21 protein-coding genes and 2 tRNA genes are annotated in these 21,549 nt (G+C 30.0%); 13 read left to right on the forward strand and 10 right to left on the reverse strand.

All coding sequences use genetic code 11. The features are described from left to right. Positions 1-2: 2 nt before the first annotated feature. The 9 genes from flhF (at position 3) to Spiro2_RS01745 (ending at position 9,448) form a co-directional block, all read left to right on the forward strand. Complete coding sequence (flhF, locus tag Spiro2_RS01705; RefSeq protein ID WP_338636621.1) at positions 3-1,397, forward strand: flagellar biosynthesis protein FlhF; 1,395 nt, start codon at positions 3-5, stop codon at positions 1,395-1,397. Positions 1,398-1,426: 29 nt separating this feature from the next. Beyond that, entirely contained in the window at positions 1,427-2,344 is a 918-nt protein-coding gene (locus Spiro2_RS01710) for a MinD/ParA family ATP-binding protein (protein ID WP_338636622.1), read from the forward strand. Positions 2,345-2,371: 27 nt separating this feature from the next. Next, entirely contained in the window at positions 2,372-3,190 is an 819-nt protein-coding gene (locus Spiro2_RS01715; RefSeq protein ID WP_338636623.1) for a FliA/WhiG family RNA polymerase sigma factor, read from the forward strand. 27 nt (positions 3,191-3,217) lie between these two features. After that, positions 3,218-3,622, forward strand: a complete 405-nt coding sequence (locus Spiro2_RS01720) for a response regulator (RefSeq protein ID WP_338636624.1) — start codon at positions 3,218-3,220, stop codon at positions 3,620-3,622. A 47-nt stretch (positions 3,623-3,669) separates the two neighbouring features. Further along, positions 3,670-4,137, forward strand: a complete 468-nt coding sequence (locus tag Spiro2_RS01725) for a hypothetical protein (protein WP_338636626.1) — start codon at positions 3,670-3,672, stop codon at positions 4,135-4,137. After that, positions 4,134-4,742: a hypothetical protein gene (locus Spiro2_RS01730; RefSeq protein ID WP_338636627.1), complete on the forward strand. Its 609-nt coding sequence runs from the start codon at positions 4,134-4,136 to the stop codon at positions 4,740-4,742. The genes Spiro2_RS01725 and Spiro2_RS01730 overlap by 4 nt, the downstream gene beginning before the upstream one ends. A 210-nt stretch (positions 4,743-4,952) precedes the next feature. Further along, on the forward strand, positions 4,953-6,131 hold the full coding sequence (locus tag Spiro2_RS01735) for a class I SAM-dependent methyltransferase (protein WP_338637746.1): 1,179 nt from the start codon (positions 4,953-4,955) through the stop codon (positions 6,129-6,131). 96 nt (positions 6,132-6,227) lie between these two features. After that, positions 6,228-7,409, forward strand: a complete 1,182-nt coding sequence (locus tag Spiro2_RS01740; protein ID WP_338636628.1) for an MFS transporter — start codon at positions 6,228-6,230, stop codon at positions 7,407-7,409. A 107-nt stretch (positions 7,410-7,516) separates the two neighbouring features. Next, the gene (locus tag Spiro2_RS01745) at positions 7,517-9,448 is read left to right on the forward strand and encodes a hypothetical protein (protein ID WP_338636629.1); all 1,932 of its coding nucleotides are present in this window, start codon (positions 7,517-7,519) and stop codon (positions 9,446-9,448) included. 17 nt (positions 9,449-9,465) lie between these two features. On the opposite strand, the gene Spiro2_RS01750 is transcribed toward Spiro2_RS01745, so the two are convergent. The 4 genes from Spiro2_RS01750 to Spiro2_RS01765 are packed head-to-tail and all read right to left on the reverse strand — an operon-like array spanning position 9,466 to position 13,614. After that, positions 9,466-10,752: a hemolysin family protein gene (locus tag Spiro2_RS01750; RefSeq protein WP_338636631.1), complete on the reverse strand. Its 1,287-nt coding sequence runs from the start codon at positions 10,750-10,752 to the stop codon at positions 9,466-9,468. An 11-nt stretch (positions 10,753-10,763) separates the two neighbouring features. After that, positions 10,764-11,327, reverse strand: a complete 564-nt coding sequence (gene ybeY / locus Spiro2_RS01755) for an rRNA maturation RNase YbeY (protein ID WP_338636633.1) — start codon at positions 11,325-11,327, stop codon at positions 10,764-10,766. Between the two features lie 26 nt (positions 11,328-11,353). After that, a complete protein-coding gene (locus tag Spiro2_RS01760; RefSeq protein WP_338636634.1) occupies positions 11,354-12,736 on the reverse strand; it encodes a PQQ-binding-like beta-propeller repeat protein in 1,383 nt (460 codons plus the stop codon). Positions 12,737-12,762: 26 nt separating this feature from the next. Further along, complete coding sequence (locus Spiro2_RS01765) at positions 12,763-13,614, reverse strand: tetratricopeptide repeat protein (protein WP_338636635.1); 852 nt, start codon at positions 13,612-13,614, stop codon at positions 12,763-12,765. A gap of 208 nt (positions 13,615-13,822) precedes the next feature. Here Spiro2_RS01765 and csrA point away from each other — a divergent pair, with 208 nt between their 5' ends. After that, positions 13,823-14,134 carry a carbon storage regulator CsrA gene (gene csrA / locus Spiro2_RS12720; protein WP_422398006.1) on the forward strand — a complete coding sequence of 104 codons (312 nt, stop codon included), beginning with the start codon at positions 13,823-13,825 and terminating at the stop codon, positions 14,132-14,134. A 15-nt stretch (positions 14,135-14,149) separates the two neighbouring features. Here the strand turns inward: csrA and murA are convergent, their stop codons facing one another. The 5 genes from murA to Spiro2_RS01795 form a co-directional block, all read right to left on the reverse strand. Then, positions 14,150-15,499: a UDP-N-acetylglucosamine 1-carboxyvinyltransferase gene (gene murA / locus Spiro2_RS01775; protein ID WP_338636636.1), complete on the reverse strand. Its 1,350-nt coding sequence runs from the start codon at positions 15,497-15,499 to the stop codon at positions 14,150-14,152. 202 nt (positions 15,500-15,701) lie between these two features. Continuing rightward, a tRNA-Val gene (locus Spiro2_RS01780) sits at positions 15,702-15,778 on the reverse strand. Between the two features lie 46 nt (positions 15,779-15,824). Next, positions 15,825-15,901, reverse strand: a tRNA-Val gene (locus Spiro2_RS01785). Between the two features lie 114 nt (positions 15,902-16,015). Then, entirely contained in the window at positions 16,016-16,696 is a 681-nt protein-coding gene (locus tag Spiro2_RS01790) for a hypothetical protein (protein WP_338636637.1), read from the reverse strand. Next, the gene (locus tag Spiro2_RS01795; protein ID WP_338636638.1) at positions 16,672-17,712 is read right to left on the reverse strand and encodes a hypothetical protein; all 1,041 of its coding nucleotides are present in this window, start codon (positions 17,710-17,712) and stop codon (positions 16,672-16,674) included. Before Spiro2_RS01795 ends, Spiro2_RS01790 begins: the two co-directional genes overlap by 25 nt. Before the next feature lie 156 nt (positions 17,713-17,868). Between Spiro2_RS01795 and Spiro2_RS01800 the strand changes: the two genes are divergently transcribed. The 3 genes from Spiro2_RS01800 (at position 17,869) to Spiro2_RS01810 (ending at position 20,563) form a co-directional block, all read left to right on the forward strand. Beyond that, positions 17,869-18,960: a L,D-transpeptidase family protein gene (locus Spiro2_RS01800; RefSeq protein WP_338636639.1), complete on the forward strand. Its 1,092-nt coding sequence runs from the start codon at positions 17,869-17,871 to the stop codon at positions 18,958-18,960. After that, entirely contained in the window at positions 18,941-19,672 is a 732-nt protein-coding gene (locus Spiro2_RS01805; RefSeq protein ID WP_338636641.1) for a hypothetical protein, read from the forward strand. The genes Spiro2_RS01800 and Spiro2_RS01805 overlap by 20 nt, the downstream gene beginning before the upstream one ends. Positions 19,673-19,786: 114 nt before the next feature. Next, positions 19,787-20,563, forward strand: a complete 777-nt coding sequence (locus Spiro2_RS01810) for a matrixin family metalloprotease (RefSeq protein WP_338636642.1) — start codon at positions 19,787-19,789, stop codon at positions 20,561-20,563. 12 nt (positions 20,564-20,575) lie between these two features. Here Spiro2_RS01810 and Spiro2_RS01815 read toward each other — a convergent pair whose 3' ends face one another. Beyond that, positions 20,576-21,526: a class I SAM-dependent methyltransferase gene (locus tag Spiro2_RS01815; RefSeq protein WP_338636644.1), complete on the reverse strand. Its 951-nt coding sequence runs from the start codon at positions 21,524-21,526 to the stop codon at positions 20,576-20,578. Positions 21,527-21,549 lie beyond the last annotated feature (23 nt).

Below are 21,549 nucleotides of genomic sequence, written 5' to 3' on the forward strand. Positions count from 1 at the left end.
CAATGGATATTAGAAGGTTTGAGTCATTCTCCTTACAGGATGCTATAAAGCTTGTAAAGCTAGAGCTAGGACGTGATGCAGTCATTCTTTCAACACGTGAAAAAGAAGTATATTCAGAAGAATTAGAAAAAAACTGTAAAATATATGAAGTTACTGCAAGTCCAAGTGCAACAATTAATGGTAAAGTTATAAATCAAAAGGCAGGTTTAGCATTGCCTAAGGTAGACTTTCCAAAGGTAAAATCAAAAAATGAGGCCACAATTGTTAAAGGCTCTCAAATAAAGAAACCGTTGTTAACTCCTACTCTTTCTAATTTAAATCCTGAAACGAGAAATATGGCAAAGACCTTTGCAAATGCTTTGAATAGAGATTTTGCAAAGGATAAAATAATTAATGTAGAAAAAAGCAAAATAAATTCAAATTATGTTGCTAATGTGGATGAAGTCAATTCTCTTCGCTCTGAATTAGTAAGAGTTAGAAAAGAAATTGAATCACTTCCTCAAGTTGATGTAACAGAGCAAATTCAAGAAATTAAAGTTTTATTGCATGATATTATGAAAGAAAAGTACAAGAAATCGTGCGATTCAGCTAATAATTTTGTTACTGATATAGGAATTCGATTACGTAGTTCTGGAGTTTCTGAAAATTTTATTAATCAGTTAGTCTCATGGTTAATTTCATTGGAAGATCCAAAAACCAAAGAAGACCTCATTAATTCAAATGAAAAATTACGAGAATTTTATTTAAGTTCAACAATAAAATATATTTTTAGATATTTAAAAGTTACTGGCCCATTTCGAGACGAAGCTAATCAGAAAAAAGTGATTTGTTTAGTTGGTCCTACTGGTGTTGGAAAAACTACTACACTTGCAAAAATTGCAGCAAAATTAAAAATAAATGATGGTAAAAATGTTGAATTAGTTTCTTTAGATTCTTATAGAATTGCTGCTGCTGATCAATTAAGAATTTATTCAAAAATATTAGAATGTCCTTTTGCTGAACTTTCTGATAAAAATGAATTAATTAATTTTATTTCTAAAAAACATTCTTATCAATATATTTTAATTGATACAGCAGGTCGAAGTTCAAGATTTTCAGATCAAATGATGTCGCTTAAGAAATTAGGAGAAGCGCCATTACCAATTGAATTTCATTTGGTACTTTCTTGTACAATGAAGCAACGTGATATTGATGAAACAATTAGAGGATTTCGATTTTTATCACTATCTAGTTTAATTTTTACTAAGCTTGATGAATCTTGGGCTTTTGGCGAAATATTAAATAGTAGTATTCAAAATAAAATTCCACTTAGTTACTTTACTACAGGTCAGAGAGTTCCAGAAGATATAGAAATTGCATCAAAAGAGAGAGTTGTTGAAAGGTTACTTAGGCTTTAATTTTAATTAATTCTTTTAGGAATCTACATATGTTTGATCAAGCTTCAAGTTTAAGAGAACTAATGAGAAATGTTCAAAAAGATAGTCAAGTTATAGTTCAGAAAAATGAATATCAAAATAAAATTCCAACTGTTCTTGCAGTTTCGGGTGGCAAAGGCGGAGTTGGCAAAACGTTGACCACTGCAAACTTAGGGCTTTGTATGGCTAGAATGGGAATGCGAACATTGCTTATCGATGGTGATTTTGGCCTCGCAAATTTGGATGTCGTTCTAAATTTAAGACCGCAATACACTTTAGATGATGTTTTATGTGGGGAACGCCATTTGAAAGATATTATTATTACAGGAATAGAAGGTGTTAGAGTCATACCCTCGTCAAGTGGAGTTATGAAAGTTCCTGAGCTGGATAAAATTCAAAAGCTAATGCTGTTAGATCAAATTGAATCTTTAGATGAAGAATTTGATGTTGTATTAATTGATACTCCTGCAGGAGTTTCAAAAAATGTTCAATATTGGACATCTTCAGCCGCAGAAGTCATAATGGTTGTAACGCCTGAGCCAACAAGTTTAGCAGATTGCTATGCGAGTATTAAAATTTTATCACAAATGACTTTAGAAAAATCTTTTAAATTAATTGTTAATATGGTTAAAAATGATATAGAAGCAAAAAAAATATACGAAAAGATTTCTACATTATCAGATGAATATTTGCAAGTTAGAGTTGAATATCTTGGCTTTATTCCATTTGATGAGGCGATGAGAAATTCAATACGAGAGCGTATTCCTTGTGTTCAAAAATATCCGTTTTCTTTAGCCTCTCAAGGTTTGAGAGATATATCAAGACAAATTGTAACTCAAGGAACTGTAGGGCAACTTAAAGGAACAATGCAATTTTTTTGGAGAAAAATGGTATCAGCGAACACTCCTGATATTCTTGGATATCGATAGTTATTTTAATTACTTGATGGAGGAATAATGAGCTTTTCAGGAGCTGCAACTAAAAAGCAATTGGTAGTTGAAACTGATCTAAAAATTAGACAAAAGCGAATTCCTCAAAATCAAACACGTGCAGTTCCTTTAACGAGTGATCCGATGCGTAATCAAATTATAATGGATTACGCTCCTTTAATTAAATATATAGCGCAAAAAATTGCAGCACGTTTACCTTCTAATATTGATTTGGATGATTTATTTTCTGCCGGTGTGATAGGTTTAATGGATGCAATTGATAAATACGATCCTAGTAGAGATAATAAGTTTAAAACATACGCAGAATTTAGAGTGCGTGGTGCAATGTTAGATGAACTGAGAAACCAAGATTGGGTTCCTCGTAGTGTTAGAGAAAGTAACAAAAAAGAAGATAAAGCTAAATTAGAATTGGAACATAAATTAGGACGACCTGCTACAGAAAGAGAAGTTGCAGAATTTTTGGAAGTGTCTTTAGAAGAATATCAAGAGAGAATGGGGCGTACTCGGGTTTCTATGATGAGTCTTGAAGAATTAGGCGGAACGAATACAAACGACAAAAAATCACTTCTTGATTGTTTAGAAAATCCTAATTCTAAAAATCCTTTTATGCTTCTAAAAAATAAAGGAGTTCGTGATATTATTATGAAAACAGTAGAAGAATTACCAGAAAAACAAAAGCTAGTTTTGAGTCTATATTATTATGAAGACTTAAATTTAAAAGAAATTGGCCGAATATTAGACGTAACAGAATCTCGAGTATCGCAGCTCCATACTCAGGCTGTTCAAAAACTAAAAATTAAGCTCAGGCATATTTTGCAAGATTGAAGTTTTAGCTGAAGGAGTATTTTAAAAATGGGAAAATATAAACCAATAAACAAAGATTCTTTGATACTTGTTGTTGATGATTTTCCAACAATGAGGAAAATTGTGAAAAGTGTACTTAAACAACTTGGGTATCAAAATATAGTTGAAGCAGAAGATGGACAGCTTGCATTAAATACTCTTGCAGTCAATCCAGCAATTGAATTTATTGTCAGTGATTGGAACATGCCAAACATGACTGGAATCGAACTTTTAAAATCTGTACGAGCTCATAAAGATGAAAGAATTAAAGGTCTTCCATTTTTAATGGTTACGGCAGAGGCCGACAAAGATAATATTGTTGAAGCGGTAAAAAGTGGTGTAAGTAATTATATTGTAAAACCATTTAATGCAGCAACAATGAAAGAAAAGATAGATAAAATATTTGTAAAATAAATATTCTTACATATAAAGTCTCTTAGTTTAATGGAGTACATTTTTATATGCAAAAGAACCTCACGCTTGATGATATTGAAGACATTAATCATGTAGGCGCTACGGCAGAGGTTAAGCCTACAACCTTTGATCTTAAGCTTATTTCTACAAAAATTCCGATAAAGTATTGTGAATATAAAATTTCAAATAATGTAAATAAAATGCTAAAATCTGAAACAAGTGCAATATCAACCAAAGGTATTTTATTTCAGGTGCAACTCGAGTTTAAAGTCGGTAGTTTATTGCGCGTATGGGTAGAAATTCCAGACTATTGGGTGAGAAAGTCTAAAATAGTCGAATACCGTCATACCGCCGCGCCTACATACTTTCAAGTTTTATGTCGCGTCTTAAATGTAGAAGAATTGTTAAAAAAAGGTGCAAAATACCAAATTCTTACAGAAATATTAAGTCTTGATTCTGTTGATGAGACTGTACTTATTGAATATTTAAAAAATTGTGGGACAAATTATAAATGAACTATGTTTTGTTATTAATATGTATAGGGTTTGTACTTTTTGTATTTCAAGTTGTGTTTTTTTTAACTTGTATAAAATGGTTAAAGAGTGGAAAACTAAAAAGAGATAAAGAGTTTGCAATTTTGGATGCTGAGCGTGCACAGCTCATAGATATGCAGGCAATGTTAAGCAATGAAGTTAAAGAAGCAAAAAAGTTAGCTTCTGATACCTTAAATAAGCTTATGGTGATTGGTTCAGAAGCTCATGCAGAGTGGGAAGATGTCACAAAAAAGATAAATAGTGTATTAGTAGAAGTTGATAAACATTCTGAAATGTTATTGGAAGAAAACTTATCTAATTTAAATATGAAAACATTAGCTTTAGAAAAAATAATTAAAGACGCACAAATTTTAAATGAAAACTTAATTGCTTCTACAAAAAAATCTCAAAAAATATTACGTTTGTTTGATGCAACTGTTCCTCCGGAAGATATATTTAAAGAAATTCAAACCGAAAAATATGCTGAAGCAAAAAAATTGTTACAAGATGGAATTGAGGCGAGTGATGTTTCTAGAAGACTTGGCATGAGTATGTCTGAAGTCTTATTATTATCTTCTTACCTTTAGTATCAAAAAATCAAAACAATTTTTGGTTATCTTTTTGAAATTAAATATTTTTTGTAAAAAATTCGTTGACTTTTGAAAAATAAAATTATATTTTAAATTTTGATAAATTTATTAGTTTTTTTATAATTTTGACAGTATTTTATTAATTAAATAAAAGTATTTTAGAGAGGCAATATGAGTAATTATTCAGATTTTAATTCTTTTGTGTCTATGATTAATAATTGTAAAAGTGAGAACGAAATAAAAAATTTATTTAATTCTAGTAAGATTTTATTTGAATTAAAGAAAATTCCTAAAGAGATAATTGATGAAAACAATTTTTTTGTGAATAGCTTTTGTCGGTTTGGATTTTTGAATGTTAATTCTGAAATAACTAAAAAATTCTTAACTACTTCTAAAGAAACTTTGCTACTTTCAATAGCTGGAGTAACAGCTATCGGCTATAAAATTATTGAAAATGATTCAAATAAAAAATTTAAAAAAAATCTAATTGGATCAGGTGAGCCTTTAGTCCTTGAGAAAGGTAGTGAAGTTTACTATTTATCTAAAGAAAATAGTGGAAATATACTTTTTGTGTGTGAATTTAATGATTATTCAAATAATTTTTTAATCAAAGAAGTACTAGAAGAAGAGAAAGTAAAAGTTGAAGAAGAATTAAAATCACTTAATGAGTATTATTTTCAATATGATAAAAGATATCAAAAAGTTTATCAAGAAGGAGCTTATCTTTGGGAAATTGATACACCAAATGAGTTTTTAGTAAAATTTCTAGAAGAATATTCAAGAGAAGAGGTTGGAAATAAGGTTATAGACTTAGGTTGTGGTGAGGGTCGAGACTCTTGTTATTTGGCTGCACGCGGCTTTGACGTTTTAGGTGTAGACGTATCTGTTAGTGCAATTGAAAAAGCAATAGAAGTCGCACGAAGCAAAAACGTTAATCCTAAATTTTTGATTAGAGATGTTTTTTATTTACGTAACTTACCTGATATTTATTATGACTTAGCAATTAATATGGGTTGTCTGCATATGATTGATAATAAAGATCAAAGAGAAATGCATATTAAAAGAGTATTTGATATTATAAAACCAGGCGGTTATTTTCTAGTAGCTCATTGTCGTTCAAATTGGGGAGAAGGATTTTTTTCAATGCCACATTGGGAAAGTGTTGGAAAAATAGTACCAGGTGAAGCTATGGAGCGAAGAATTAGAACCGCAGATGGAAAAGAGAAATTTGTAAAATTAGATATTTTCCCATATTATGAAGCAAATGAAGAAAATTTAGTCAGTGAAATTACAAGATCAGGTTTTGTCCTAGAAAAAGCTTTTAACGAAAAAACTTATGCATTTGGAAATACAGCAATAGTTTTATTTAGAAAGCCTAAAAATTAGTATTAAAATAATTAGAGCATTTATGTCTTGATAATATTAAATTCGTTTGGCAGCAACAATCATTTTTTGCGAGAAAGAATAATTGGCAAGATTATAATGTTACCCTATTTTTTGGCAAGTATTTTTTATCGATTATCAAATGGTTGTTTAATTTTAGCGTTTAGTTGGTTGATGCTAAATGCTTTTATTGATGGAGAAAAAAAATTATTTTGGATAATATTAACAAGTTTTTTACCCGCCTTGATTGTTGCACCAATAATTAATTTTATATCTAATTATTTTAATGTAATTTCTATAATAGTTTTTGGCTGCTTATGTATAAAATTATCAGTAATTTTAATAATTATATTTAATAATTATTTGTATTTATTGGTTTCTTTAAATTTATTTTTATGGTGCATATTTTTTGTTCTTGAGTCGAGTTGGGAGGCTTGGTTTACTGAGATTTCAAAAAGTATTCGAGATGATAAAATTAAGCAAAAGTTTAATAGTATGACTTTAACATGTTCTCAAGCTGCACTTATGATAGGGCCATTACTGGTTTCACCTGGAATGAGAATAAATAGTAAATATGGCCCATTTTATATTTCAATAATATTATATTTTGTTACAATTTTACTATTGATTTATAGTAGATTTATTAATAATAAAAAATTTATAATTAAAAATTTTAGTAATGAAAAAAATATTTCAATTAAAAGTATTATAAATAAACTGCCATCAATCAATATTTTTTTAATTTTAATACTTATTTGGCCTGTTTTAGGAATGATCAACATGGTGCTCCCTATTATAGGGAAAAATAGATTAGGCGGAAAAGTTGAATATGTGGCTTATCTTGATTTTTCTATTGGCTTAGGAATGGCAATTTCTGGTATTTTATTGTCTTTTTTTGCAGCAAAGTATTTTTTTAACTACAAAGGATTATCTGTTTTATCGATTTTGGGATTTTTGTCTATTACTTCTTTTTGCTTATTTTTTAATAATTTGTATATTTTATTTATTTTAATTTTCTTATTTGGCATGTCTTTTGGTGGAATAAGAATTATTATTAGAAAATATCTAGTGGATTTTTTAACTCCTTCAGAAGTCGCTAAACTAATTGGATCGGCAAACGCCATCGGTTTTCCGGTTGTAACATTATTTTCTTTTTTATATTCCACGTCTTCAAAAAGCGAATTATTTCCATTATTAGTATTTATTATGTTTATTTTATTTGCATTTATTTTCTCATACAATTTAGGAAGAAAATCAGAAAATAATATTTTTAAAAATTAGTATTTATTTGCTAATTTTAAGTGCAGACAAAAATTGATTTTTATTTAAAAATATTTTAAGTGGTATCTTTGCTTTATTTTCTAAACATTATATATTAGGAGGCAATTTTGTTAAGAGGATTAATTTTACTACTATCAATATATTTATTTGTCTTTATTAATGACTCTAAATTAAATTTTTCAACTGCTGCTTATGCTGTAAATTTGGATAATCACTCTTTTCCGCAAAGGGTTTACCGAGCAACACCCTCTAAACCTGATAAAGTATTTAAATATGGTTTTAAGAGAAATGCTTCCGGATCAACAAGTTTAGCACAACATATTCAAGCAGATCCTGGGCAACAATCTGTTTTTATAAGCACAACATCAAGCTATAAGTATGCAGTTGAACTTGGTCGTAAATTTGCTGCGACTTGGTGGGACGTTGATGAATTTTATGTATACGAAGTTATTCCGCAAAGTAATTTTATTAATGTATCGAATGTTTTTTATAGTACTTATAATCATCATCATGATCACAGAAAATCTTTAATAGAAAATTATAGTACCATATTTACAATTGAAAATGAATTTGCCGCAATGAATTATATTCCTCCAGAAACAATTGTTTTAGCGACTCGCTATGTTTTATCTGGAAATGAATATATTAGCGATGATGGATCTTATATCAATAATATTACTCGTACTGATTCGCGATTTCCTGTTATTGAACCAAAAATTTATAATGACAGTTTTCCATTAGGAACAGTGCAAAGTGCCTATTTTGAGTTTTATGGTGCAAATCCTAATTTTGCGTGTTTTAATGACTCTTTGCCTATAATGTCGGGTCAAGTATACATTGATGATAAGGTTTCTAAAGATCAGTTGTATCATGTTAAAAAAAGAGATATCTCCGGTAATGCAAATAAATTAATTTGTCCTAGCAAAAATTTAATGCAAAAAAAATCATTTTATATGAATATGCCTGATGATTTTTTAGAAAAAAACAAAAATGAATTTAAATTTTCTACTTTTAATTTGCCAAATATTTGTTTAACACCAAATAAAGGTTATATTGGAAAATATTTTTATGTAAGTATTGCTGCGTGTTCTGAGAAACAAATTTGGTCTTTTACTGAGTTTGGACAAATTATTACACAAGTAAATGATGGTCAATATAATCAGTATTATTGTTTAAAATCTCCTCGCGTAGATAGTTTGGATAGATATATTAGACTTGAAATTTGCGATATTAGTGTTAAAGAACAAAAATGGATAATTGAAAAATTTGAAAATAAATATTATTTAAAAAATTATTTTAATCAAGCTCTGCTTCTTGGAAGTAATAATTTTGTTTTTATGTCTAATGAACCCATAAGCGCAATTTTTTTAGATAAAAATAAAAACTCACTTTCTTTTACTAATGCAACTCAAGTTTTAAATTCTACTACAGAAGCATTTATTCAATTTTCAATGGATCTACTGTATACAGAAGATTTTTATGTCATGTATCCCACATCTGCTGGAAATGTATTTCAAGATTTTCCTAGAAATTTATTAATGTATAAACATTATTATAATGCTCACAATAATGCTCTGTTTTCTTCTTTTGGAAATAAAACAATTGGTCCACAAGTTTGCTATATGTCAGCTTTACTTTTTAATGGAGGCTCTTCGTGGGACTGGGTAAAAAATGACTATTGTTCTACTCAAGGAGAAATGCGGTCTGAGTATAAATGGATTTTACATTATAATACTTCATTAAATGAATTTAATATATCTGATTTTGCGGGTAATCTACTAAAATTTAATGATATAACTGCTTCAGCTAATCGATATTTTGCATATACAGCAAATACTTTTTGGAAAGATAGTAATGCTTATTTAAGAGGTTTTATTTTTAATGATTATGCCAAAATTTATGCATTTTCTTTTACAAGTTTTGGAAACTACAATCAAAATAAACAGATAAAAATTTTGCAAGCATTTGATGCAATAAAAGAATATTATTATAGATACCAAATAACGAAGTGGGCTACTAGAACAGATTATTATGATTAAGTAGTTGGCGTGTAGTTTTATAATCTTACTACAACTCTTCTCACTCTACGTTTGCTAACTTCAACAACTTCCATAGTAATATTATTTAATGTTAACTTATCGCCTGCTTTGGGAATGTGGCCAAAGTGCTGCAAGATGAGTCCGGCAAGTGTATCAAATTCACTGACATTAATCCCTTGAGTAAAATCAGCGACTTTTATATCAAAAAAATCACAAAAATCATCAACGTGAATTTTGCATTCGACTAAGTATTGGTTAGCAACTTGTGTTGGTCTGATTGCGTCTTCTTCATTATCAAATTCATCACGCACTTCGCCAACAATTTCTTCAAAAATGTCTTCCATTGTAACAATACCGCTTGTTCCGCCATATTCATCAAGAACAATCGCCATATGTTGCTTATGTCTTTTCATTTCTTGAAATAATAGATCAACTGGCTTTGTTTCTGGAATAAACATCACCTCTCTGCGAATTTCAGAAACTGTGGCTTCATAACACATTTGTTCTCCATGATGTTTTTTTAAGAAAAAAAGTGCATCTTTTGCGTGTATTGTGCCAGTAATATTGTCAATTTTATCTTCGTAGACGGGAATTCTTGATAATCCTGTTTCTCTAAATTTTTCAACTGCATCAACTATTTTCATAGATTGAGGAACTGCAGTGAGATCAATGCGATGAACCATAACTTCACGGACTACAGTATCGCCGAGTTCAAAAATACCAGAAAGCATGTCATGCTTTTGTTCATGGATGACTCCTTCTCTTTCGCCAACATTAATTAAAAATTCTAATTCTTCTTCTGTAATTTGCGGGCCAATATTGCTTTTTGTATTTCTTGAAAAAATTGAGGTTATATAATTACTTAACGTTGTCATTGTTATAGTAACTGGAAGTAAAATGTAATAAAATAATTTATAAACATTTAAAATTGGAATAATTATTTTTACTGCATGAGTTTTAGCAAAGGTTTTAGGAATTATTTCTGCAAATAATACGATAATTATAGTCATCATAGCGGTAACAATAATAATTGATGAGTTGCCAAAATGTCGTCTTATAATTTCGTCAACAAAAATAGAAGCAAAAATATTAGCTAAATTATTTCCGATTAGTAAGGATGCAAGAACTCTATGAGGACTATTTAACCATAAATTTAATATTTGTGCAGATTTTTTTCCTGTTTCAGTAAGATGTTTTGCTTTAAGGCTTGAAATGCTTGTTGCTGCGGTTTCTGTCATTGAGAAAAAAGCTGAAATACTCAAACTTATTAAAACAATTCCTATCCCTACGTACAGGTTATCCATCTATAAGTCCTTTATTTACACAAAGGAACTATGTTACACCATTTGGGCTGTCCCATTTCTTTGTGTAGTTCTTTTCGTAAATTCTTTTCTAAGTTAGTCATTATGGTCCAACAGCTATTGCTTCTTTCGTGGTCAAAACCTTTTAAATGTACAATACCATGAATAATCATTTTTTCTAGTTCTTGTGAGATCGTCGAACGGGCATTTTTTGCCTGTTTATAACAAACAGGGAAACAAATTAAAATATCTCCAAGATAACTAAACTCAGAGTTATTAAAATTAATCTCTTTATTTGGAAAACTTAAGACATCAGTAGGATAATTTTTATTTCGATAATAAGAATTTATATTTTGCATTTCTTCTATGTCACATATTCTTATAGTTAACTGAGTAGAAAAATCAGACATTGTAGATAGCACAAAATTGATTCTGTTTTTTAAATCTTGAGAATCAATTTTAACAGAAATTTTTTGATTTAAAATTTGGTATGTGGAACCTTTTTTTTTAATTTGCGAGAAATTTTTTTGAGTAATTTGTATTAAGCTTTTAAATTTAATCTTTTTATATTTTGTCATGAATCAGCCGTATCATAAAAAAATTATTACAGTTTTGCATAAAAACACCTAAAGCCATTTTGCGAAAAACTGATACATGCTTCAGCATTATTGTAGCCAGCAAAAAATTCTCCGTTGACTTCTCCAAGTGAAAAATTTTCTGAAAGAATCTTACCATTTTTAGAATCAATTAAAAATATTTTACCTCTTGAATTTGAAGCTAAGATAGCTCCAGATTTTGTAATAAATATACTTATAATTGGCGAGCGATCTTCTGTAAGCTGAGAAGCCCATTTTTTCGCTCCAGTTATAAAATTAAGGCTCACAAGCTCACCCAATGAGGTGCCAATAATAACGTGATCATCGATTGTTTTAGGCTGTGCGACACTTCCTGCAGGATAACTCCAAACCACAGTTTTTGATTCTAATGAGATATTTTGAGTCATACTGTCTGAATTTGAAGTCATGACATTGCGATTGATCACTAAAGGTTTTGCGACAATCGCTTTAAATTGATTGCTATAAGAATTTTCGTTATTTTTAAATGAGGAATCTGTGATTTGATGGCTCCACATAATGCTTCCCGTTTTGGGATTTAAAGCCAATAACGCGCCTAAGTCGGTTCCCACAATGATTTCATAAGGTGTGGCGGTTAAAGCAGAAGAAGACAGCCTTAGTTTTGTGTCTGGCGCAAGTCGCACAGACCATATGAGCTTGCCATTATTCCAATTAATAGCGTGTAAATACTGATTTGCAGATAGAGCGTAAACAGTATCTTGAAAAATTATAGGTGTTCCAACCAGTTCTGTAGAAGATGAATAGATCCATTGAACGTTTTTAGGAAGATCTGGTGTAGCTTGGTTGTCGTTTGAAGATGAGCTGGATTTGTTATCGACGTATAAGGTTTTAGGTTTTAGTGATGCAATATATGAGCGTGAATAATTACCCCATAAAGATATCATACTATCACCTAAATAAGGAAGCATTCTATTTTTTAGGTTTGCGTCTACTCTAAATAGTAACCCTTTTGTTGTTCCAATAAGCCATGATTTATTAAAATAAACAGGTGTTGTAGAAAGTGATCCAGGAATAGGATAATTTGCCATAAACATCCCATTACGATTGATATCATAACAGCTGAGTGTGTTTTGTTCTGGAGAATTGCCACATACAGCTCTTGATTGAATGTTAAATTCTTTTTTTTGTGTATCAAGAGTAAAAGAGTGATCCCCTGTTAATCCTCCAAATTGAGAAGATGTTTTTTGATTTGGTTTTACAATCGTTGGTACTATCGATAATGTTTCCGAAGAACCGACAGGATATGCGCCAATAACTTCAAAAATTTCTGGAGAAGAGGAAGTATTAAATTTTGTTTTAGCTAGTGTGACTGGAAAAAAACTCAAAGCTAAAATAGTGCAAATTGCTTTCATTAAAATGATCCTGATCATCAAAATTGCTAAGACTCAATATAATTTAACCAAATTTTAGCTTGTTGTTGTGTTTGGAAATCTGAACTTGTGCTTGGAGATGAAATGATTTGGTTTAAAACCTTTACAGCCTCTGAAGAATTACCTGAGAGAAATAAAATTTGAGCTTGAAAAAGTTTGGTTTGCATAGGCAATGGGTTTTCGGGTATTTGTTCTACAATTTTAAGTTCATTAAGCGCTTTTTCTGTATTTTTTTCTGCTGCATAAATTCCTGCAAGAGATGTTCTTGCTTTAATTTGAATAATAGGCATTCTACCCGAATATTGCACGAGCGATTCAAGCAGTTGCTTTGCTTTATCATTTTGGTCTTTAGAGATATAAAATGTACTTGCCCTTAGTGCTGCTTGCCAAGCAATTGGTTCTGCCATGTTTTTTTTTGCAAAATCTGCAAATTTTTCCATGCTTTGCGAGTTATTGGGGATGTCATTAGCTGCTAAAGAATTTTTTTGTGTTGTAGCATTCTTTTTTTGAAATTCGATGACTTCGTTGTTATAAATATCTTCAATTTGTGAATATTCAGCAACAAGCTGATTGTGCTTTGAAGTTGTTATTTGGTTGTATATTAAAATTCCAACGCCAGATAATATTAATGCTACAATTAAAAGAATTAAAGTCCATTTTCTTCTTTGAGCTATTCTGATTGCTTTATAGGAAGTTTCTTCAAATAGTGAATTTCCATAGCTTCTTTTAGTATTAATCATACTAGATTTGGATGTGTCGCTATCATGTGCTAGGTATCGTGACAAATGAATCACCTTATGACTCCTGTTTTGGGCAGAAATATGGGTTGAACCTGATAAAAATGATTCAGGCTTTGTCATTCCTATCACAGATATCGAAAATTGTAAGTACTGCATTCAAGGTGTGAGGTGTAATGTTTTTTTTGCATTCTTTGTGACAAAAGTTTAGCACTTTGACTTTATTTCTGATATACCTTGAGATAGGAATTCGATATAATGGTTTTATAAATTCATACAAGTTTCTTGGTTAGAGCTTGGCTGGCCATGGAGGGTCTGCATCGTGTTAGTATTGACGCGTAAAGTTGGTGATGTAATTGCCATAGGCGACAACATAAAAATCATAGTTATGGCAATTAAGGGTAAACAAGTCCGCTTAGGTATTGAAGCGGACAGGTCGACTGTTGTTCATCGTGAAGAAGTCTATCAAAGGATAAAGCAAGAGACGAATGCAGCATCACAAAGCACTGTAGATTCTACGGCTGCTGCAAAAGAATTATTGCAAGAGAGTCAGACTCATGATGCCAATCAGTCTACTGGAAAGAAAGGTATTAAAATTATTAAAAGAAATTCTGATAAATCGTCTGATAAAAAAAATAAATAAATTTAAACATATATTCTATTGAGTTTTAGTTTGTTCGTTGACAATTGATACATCGCCCCCCATTTGAGTGAGTTTTTCTACAATATTATCATACTTTCTTTGTAGTTCCTGAATGTTTGAGAGCTTTGTAGTTCCTGATGCAACAAGCCCGGCAATCACTAAGCACATTCCTGCACGAATATCGGTTGGCATTTTATAAGTTCCTCCTTTGAGAGGAGTTGGGCCATGAATAATTGCTGAGTGAGTGTGATTTTTATTTTTAAAACGGCATGGCGCTTCGCCCAAGCATGTTGAAAACAAATTGATGTTCGCACCCATACTATTTAAATAACGTGTATACCCGAGTCTATCTTCAAAAATTGTTTCATGAAGAATACTAATACCATCTGCCTGAGTGAATAAAACCATGAAAGGCTGTTGCCAATCGGTCATAAACCCTGGGTGCACTTCGACTTCAATATGAGTATTTTTTAAACGTTTTCCCTTTGGGCTTGAAACATAAATGCCTTCAGAATTTACTTTAAATTCTGCTCCCATGCGTTGAATGTAGTTGAGAAAACTATAAAGCGGATCGTGAGGAATTTTTTCGAGAAGGACGTTGCCTCCTGTTGCTAATGCTGCACAAGCAAAACTGACAGCTTGATTTCTGTCGGGCATGACTCTTAACTCGCAGCCTTTAAGTTTTGAAACTCCTTGAATGACATAGGTTCTGTTTGCATTAATCGTAATGTCCGCCCCCATTTTTTGCAGCATTTTTACCAATTCAGTAACTTCTGGTTCTATCGCTGCATTTTCAATTATGGTGCGTCCTTTTGCTAATGTTGCAGCAAGAATTAGGTTTTCGGTTGTCATAACGCTTGGAAACGGCAATATGATATGAGCACCTTGTAGTCCTTCTTGGTCAACAGAAATGTGATAAAGATTGCCGTCAAGTTCAACATGTGCTCCCATTTCTTGCAAGCCTTTAATATGAAAATCGACAGGTCTTTTTCCAATTTTATCACCTCCTAGTGTTGCAAAAATGTAGGCGCTTCCAAAACGGTGAAGCAACGCACTAACAGCTAGAATAGAGATTCGGTTTTTTTGGCATATTTCTTTTGAAATTGAGTTTTTTGAGACATTGTATGCACAGAGTCTTATGGTGTGTTCATCAATATACTCAACATCGCCACCCAAATGGGCAAAAAGTTCTTCGGCGATTTTGCGTTCGTTGACTGCAGGGGCATTTTTAATCAGTACGTGTTCATTTGTTAGTAATGCAGCAATGATACACTTTGTCACTTGGTTACTGCTCCCTGCAATAGAGACCCGTCCACCTGAGAGTTTTTGGCCACCTTCAATTTTTAAAATTTGCTCTGTTGCCATGGTTTTCCTTGTTTTTTCGTTTAATTCACGATCTCATTGTGAAATTGATGATATCTCCTGCCTTAGAAGTCGGAGTTTTATTAGATTAAGTTAAAACATAGCATCGATTAGGATGCTATGTGTGTATATAGTTTCTTTGATGGAGAATGCAAAAAAGGACTGAAATAACTTGAAAGGATTTTTTATATAAAAAACAAAAAAATGGTGGGTGCTTAGGGACTCGAACCCCAGACCCTCGCCTTGTAAGGGCGACGCTCTAACCAACTGAGCTAAGCACCCGTAAATGAAACTCTCTTTAAACTTAAATGCATCTTTGAACCAAAAATGGTGGGTGCTTAGGGACTCGAACCCCAGACCCTCGCCTTGTAAGGGCGACGCTCTAACCAACTGAGCTAAGCACCCAGATAGCATTAAGTTAGGTTTATTTCACTAAGCGACCTGTTGCACAATGTCAATAAGGTTTGTAATATTTTTTTAACTAATTGAAATAAAAGTTTAATTTTTTATAAAAACAGATCAAAAGCCAGAATGGGCATTGGGGTTTCTAACAAACAGTTTAAATGGAAAGTAAAATGCAAGCATCAAAAGAACGGCCTCCCACAATTCAATTTTGATAATTGGATGCGATGTGACAAGGGCTAGAGCAAACCCTAAGCTACTCAGTAGCCAGCAAGCGATTAATACCCAGCGACACATAAAAAAAGCCTGCCAAGAGATCATAAAAATATAAGGAAGAATGTTTGAACGTGTTTCGAGTCGTGTTTCAGAGAGTTTAGAACTCCAAAAGTTAAAAAATAAAGAAATTATACATATTTTACTGATGCCAAGGGGGATAATATTTTTAGCTTCAGAGACATTAAATGAAATAATAAGATATACAATCGAAAAAATAGACATGATAATTATAGAAGGTATTTTCTTATTATAAAAATAATAACAAAGATGAAGCGTAATTCTTGATAAAATAATATTATAAGTTAAAAGATATAGCTCAATTAATAGAAGAATATAAACAATATCTGTTATCGAAAAATTTTTTGAAAGTAAAATTTTTAAAGCATATCCTTCAGAAATACTTAAAAATAATAGAAAAGAAACAGAAGAGATCAAAATTATAAAAAAATTCAATCTTTTTTTTAAAAGGTGATTTTTTCTTTTATAATAATCTTGGCTTAATTCTCTGTTTCGTTCTTCCATTTAGAAAAACTCCCTTCTACTTGCGAAATATAATCTTGTCCTTTAGACAAAAGTTCAACCAAGCGGTCAAAGGCTCCAACTCTATTGGGTTCGGTATAGCGCTCGTCTTTTGCAATTCTATAATCAGGTTCCATTGCTTGCTGCAAAGAGATTCTTTTTTCATCTAAACTCTTTTTAAAACAAAGATTATAGTCTTTAGAATAAGAGCTTTTATGATAATTTAAGTCGATTAGTTTTTGAGTAGAAAAAACGATTAATTTGTTATCAGAGTTTGTTAAATCATTGATAAACTGCTCAAATGCAAATAATTCAGAATTTGTTCCAGAGCGTAACCGAAAATAGCTGTCTTCAAAGCAGAGCAATATTAATGATCGTTTAGGAAGTATGTTGCTATAAAAATCAAAACGATTTTTTTTCTGATTATTTTCTTTAAATGAATCTTGCAAATAAAAATTCTTTATATCACTCCAAAAAAATAATGAAGCTTCAGAATTATTGAGAATTTTTTCAAAGTAAAATGCGTTAACCCAATTAGAATTACAATAATTTTTTGTATTATCAATATCAGAAAAATATTTTATATTGGGTATTTTATTTTTGTAATTTAATATAGATATACACTTAATCATAAATGCAATTGCAAGTTGAATTGTTTCTCCACTTGAGAGACACTCTTGCCAGGCATTAATTTTATTTGCAACCATTCCTTTTTTAAGTGGCCAATGAGAGTCTATTTTTTGTATCAATTGCGGGTTTTTTAAAATATTATTTAACTTTTTGTTATAATAATCACATTTGCATTCATATTGAGTAGGGGCAGTTGTTGGTTGATGAAACTTAAGAAAATACCCTTCGCATTTAAATTTAGATCTTATATTTTTAGGATGACACTGTTGTTTATTAGTTAAGTTTATTACATCATAGGAGCTTTGTTGAAGTGTAAGTTTTTTTGTCTTTTTTATAAATTCATTAATATCATAAACTATATATTTTATAGTTTCTTCTCTGGAAATCATAAAAAAATTATCCTATAAATAATTATATATGTAACTGCTTTTTAGGAAAAATTGACCCAACGCCGAGACTTTGACGATCTAGAATTGCTGATTTTTTCCCATTAAACTCATTTTAACTTAAACGCATTTTAAGTTGATACTAGATACGGAGCTAAAATGATTGCTTTCAAATGGTGGTTCAATAAAAAAATATTGAACGTCTTGATCTTGTATTGCCTTATTTATATCTTTCTCTACTTAATGCAAGCTAGATATGCTGAAGCGACAAATTCCAAAACCCAAATAATCGATTCATTACCTTTGTCTCAATTTAACCTCGTTGAGGCAAGTCAAAATTCGGAAAACACAATTCCCTCAAGTTTTATTAGTTTAGGTACAAAACAAAACTCATATGCGTTGGTCGTTGAAAAGCTAAAGCATACTTTAAGTGTCTATAAGTCTAATGAATTTGGTTCATATGATTTAGTAAAAACTTATAAAGCTGCAACAGGAAAAAATCAGGGGGATAAGACGCTGATTGGTGACAAGAAAACGCCTGAGGGAATATATTTTATAACTGGCAAGATTTCTGGGGATAAATTGCCACCAAAGTATGGACCTGGAGCTTTAATTTTAGATTATCCTAATGTTTTTGATCAAAGATTAAGCAAAACTGGATACGGAATTTGGATTCATGGGGTTGATGATGACAATAGAATTGGGAGAGCTTTTGATACAGACGGTTGTGTTGCATTAAAAAATCAAGATTGGCTAGATTTAGAAAAATATATTTTAGCTTTTGAAACCCCTGTTGTTATCACAGATCAATTGACATTACTAGACTCTTCAAAAGAATTAGCAGATAAAAGAAATATGATTCTTACAATGTTAAATATTTGGAAAATTTCCTGGGAATTATCTGATTTTCAAACATATTTAAATTTTTATTCAAATACATTTAGGTCTGATAATAAAAACATTAAAAAATGGATGAAAACTAAAGAAAATTTAAGTTTTTCAAGAAAAGGAAAAATTAATATAGAAATATTAAATCCAAAAATTTTAGCCTACAAAGATCAAATTTTTATTTCATTTTTACAAAATTATAGTTCTCCTGAAAAACAAGATTTTGGTAGGAAATTTTTGTACTTAAACAAAGAAAATAATCAATACAAAATTATTTCAGAAAAATGGATTGAATTTAAAAATAATTCAAATTTAGTAAGCTCTTCTGTAAGGCAAAATGATTATGAATACAACACAAAATAGTGCAAAAAAAATACTAAAAAAATTTAATCTAATATTTTTTATTGATTCTGAAAAAACTTACCATTTTAAATTTAAATATATTTACGTAAAAATTTTTATTATTTTTGTTTTTACTTTATTGTTAAGTGCAATTGTTTCTATTGTTATAAGTGTTAAAGTAATAAATAAAAATATTGAGCTTGAAAATTATATAGTTGAATTCAAGAAAAATATCTTAAAAAGTTATTTTACTAAAGGATTTTATAAAGAAGATAAAAAAAGAAATTCTGAAAGCATGATGGAAGAAACAATTAGTAAACCTCAAACTCAAATAAGTATCTCCGAAAAAAATTCAAAAGACATTAAATATATTGAAAATAGTGGAATAAAAATTGAAAATCACAAGGTAGTTCAAGATACAAATTCAACTAAAATAAGCTTTTCTTTTTCTAACTCAAATCATGAAAAAAATTCAATATTAGGTGCTGTTTGCGCTGTAATTATTGGTTTAGATGAAGCCGGAAATAAAAAAATAATTAAAATACCTGATAACTTAATTGTGAATTCTCAAAATATACCTTCCAGTTGTTTAGGAGGGGAGTTAGTAAGGTTTAGCAGGCTTAGACCAACCGAATTCAATATTGATTTCGGTAAAAATAACTTTAAAATAGAGAAAGTGAATATTTACTTTTCATTTACAGATACCCCCGGAGTTGTTGTTAATTCGTTTTGATTTTATTAGTAATTAATTGTAATTTTATTTTTTCATAAAATTTATTAAAATAAAAAAATTTATTTTTAAAAAATGGTGTCGATAGGCAAGTATTGCATGTCTATGGAGCCAAATGTGATTTTATCAGTTAATGTTTTAATAAAATTAATTACATTAATATTATTATCATTAATTATTATTTCCTGTAATTATAGCAATAAATTTGTAGAATATGATGATATTTCTGCTGATTTAAATCAAGTTGTTATTTTTAAAAATGGCTGGGGTTTAGATTATGATTACCCAATTATTTTAGATTTAAGTAATGAAATTAAAGAAGAAAATAATGAAATTGTAATACAAATTCAAAATGCGGCGGAAACATGGAATAATGCTATAGGTAAGAAGATTTTAATGATAAGAACAGGATTGAATCCATATACAGGCAATTCATTTCCAGGATTATATGCTCCATTTCAAGTATTTTATAAAGGTATTTATTTTGATAAAATATCAGATGGACAAGGAGGATGGGTAAATAACACCGGTAAAGGAAGCAGTACAATCGCAACTACTGTTTATAATTATAAATCTGTTGATAGAATTGATTCTGTGAATTTGAGATTTAACAGAGACACTTATATTTTTGGGGATTCAACAAAAGAGATAAATAGAGAGTTACAATTTATTGCAGATATGGAAAGTATTGCTTTGCATGAATTAGGTCATATTTTAGGCTTAGGCCATGCTTTTTTTGAAAGAAATAGCGTTATGTATCCATTTATTGCGGTAGGGCCTAATAGTCAATTCTTTCCTACTACAGCACGCTGCTTATCGGCAAAAGATGTTGAAAGAGTGCGAGAAATTTATCCGGGCGGTCAAGAGCCTATTTTAAACTGTATAAGTAACTAATTTCTTATGCAATTAAGGTCTTTTTTTTAGTAACCAGGCATGATGAATTTTTTGATTTCTAAAATCTAAAGGAATGGTTTTTTTTGTATAATCTTCAATATAAAAATTATTTGAAAAAATTTCTTTATCAAACTTAAATGTTTTTAAATTATTTGAAAAAAATATACATCCATTATCGGTTAATAACCTTTCACAATTATTAATTAAAAAAATGTAATCTTTTTGAATATCAAATACAGTATTCATCTTTTTAGAATTAGAAAAAGAAGGTGGATCGAGAAATATAAAATCATATTTTTGTGAATTTTTCGCTAATTCTGGTAATATCTGCATAATATCTGCTCGAATAAATTCATGGGATTGAGTTGGAATATTATTAACTTTAAAATTTTCTTTTGCCCAGTTTAAATAGGTATTGCTCATATCTACAGTTGTAATAAGTTTAGCATTTCCCATCGCAGCAGCAACACTAATGGAACCTGTATAAGAAAATAAATTTAATAAGCTTTTATTATTTATTTTGTTTTTTATAAATTGGCGTGTTTTTCTGTGATCTAAAAATAACCCACAATCGAGATAATCTGATAAGTTTACAATAAACTTTAAATCACCTTCAAAAATTATTTTTGTGGCGTTATTTTCAGATATCTTTTCGTACTGTGCTATTCCTTTTTGTTTTTTTCTTCTTTTGATAAAGATATCGTTTTCTGAAGTTTGAAATAGTTCTTTAATCGTTTCGACGACTTCATTTAGTTTTAAATTGTCAGATTTTTCTAAAGATTCTGGATATTTACTTGGTTCAAAAAAATAAATTACAAAGCTACCGTCATAATAATCCAAAGTAAAAGGATACTGTGGAATATCTTTTTCGTAAATTCTAAAAGCAGTAATATTTTCTCTTTTTGCCCATTTAATAAGATTTTGAAAGTTTTTATTTAATCGATTTTTAAACATTGATTCCATGAAATTCCAGCTAAAAAATAAAA

This window comes from Spirobacillus cienkowskii (genome assembly GCF_037081835.1).
GTDB classification, from domain to species: Bacteria; Bdellovibrionota_B; Oligoflexia; order Silvanigrellales; family Silvanigrellaceae; genus Silvanigrella; species Silvanigrella cienkowskii.

What these genes read in the sequence shown, in the direction of transcription:
- Spiro2_RS01720 (WP_338636624.1), top strand. Translation starts at nt 3,218, where the DNA reads ATGGGAAAATATAAACCAATAAACAAAGATTCTTTGATACTTGTTGTT.
- Spiro2_RS01715 (WP_338636623.1), top strand. Translation starts at nt 2,372, where the DNA reads ATGAGCTTTTCAGGAGCTGCAACTAAAAAGCAATTGGTAGTTGAAACT.
- Spiro2_RS01750 (WP_338636631.1), bottom strand. Translation starts at nt 10,752, where the DNA reads ATGGATAACCTGTACGTAGGGATAGGAATTGTTTTAATAAGTTTGAGT.
- Spiro2_RS01735 (WP_338637746.1), top strand. Translation starts at nt 4,953, where the DNA reads ATGATTAATAATTGTAAAAGTGAGAACGAAATAAAAAATTTATTTAAT.
- Spiro2_RS01710 (WP_338636622.1), top strand. Translation starts at nt 1,427, where the DNA reads ATGTTTGATCAAGCTTCAAGTTTAAGAGAACTAATGAGAAATGTTCAA.
- Spiro2_RS01800 (WP_338636639.1), top strand. Translation starts at nt 17,869, where the DNA reads ATGATTGCTTTCAAATGGTGGTTCAATAAAAAAATATTGAACGTCTTG.
- flhF (WP_338636621.1), top strand. Translation starts at nt 3, where the DNA reads ATGGATATTAGAAGGTTTGAGTCATTCTCCTTACAGGATGCTATAAAG.
- Spiro2_RS01795 (WP_338636638.1), bottom strand. Translation starts at nt 17,712, where the DNA reads ATGATTTCCAGAGAAGAAACTATAAAATATATAGTTTATGATATTAAT.
- Spiro2_RS01790 (WP_338636637.1), bottom strand. Translation starts at nt 16,696, where the DNA reads ATGGAAGAACGAAACAGAGAATTAAGCCAAGATTATTATAAAAGAAAA.
- murA (WP_338636636.1), bottom strand. Translation starts at nt 15,499, where the DNA reads ATGGCAACAGAGCAAATTTTAAAAATTGAAGGTGGCCAAAAACTCTCA.
- Spiro2_RS01725 (WP_338636626.1), top strand. Translation starts at nt 3,670, where the DNA reads ATGCAAAAGAACCTCACGCTTGATGATATTGAAGACATTAATCATGTA.
- Spiro2_RS01805 (WP_338636641.1), top strand. Translation starts at nt 18,941, where the DNA reads ATGAATACAACACAAAATAGTGCAAAAAAAATACTAAAAAAATTTAAT.
- Spiro2_RS01765 (WP_338636635.1), bottom strand. Translation starts at nt 13,614, where the DNA reads ATGACAAAGCCTGAATCATTTTTATCAGGTTCAACCCATATTTCTGCC.
- Spiro2_RS01730 (WP_338636627.1), top strand. Translation starts at nt 4,134, where the DNA reads ATGAACTATGTTTTGTTATTAATATGTATAGGGTTTGTACTTTTTGTA.
- Spiro2_RS01815 (WP_338636644.1), bottom strand. Translation starts at nt 21,526, where the DNA reads ATGGAATCAATGTTTAAAAATCGATTAAATAAAAACTTTCAAAATCTT.
- Spiro2_RS01740 (WP_338636628.1), top strand. Translation starts at nt 6,228, where the DNA reads ATGTTACCCTATTTTTTGGCAAGTATTTTTTATCGATTATCAAATGGT.
- Spiro2_RS01760 (WP_338636634.1), bottom strand. Translation starts at nt 12,736, where the DNA reads ATGAAAGCAATTTGCACTATTTTAGCTTTGAGTTTTTTTCCAGTCACA.
- ybeY (WP_338636633.1), bottom strand. Translation starts at nt 11,327, where the DNA reads ATGACAAAATATAAAAAGATTAAATTTAAAAGCTTAATACAAATTACT.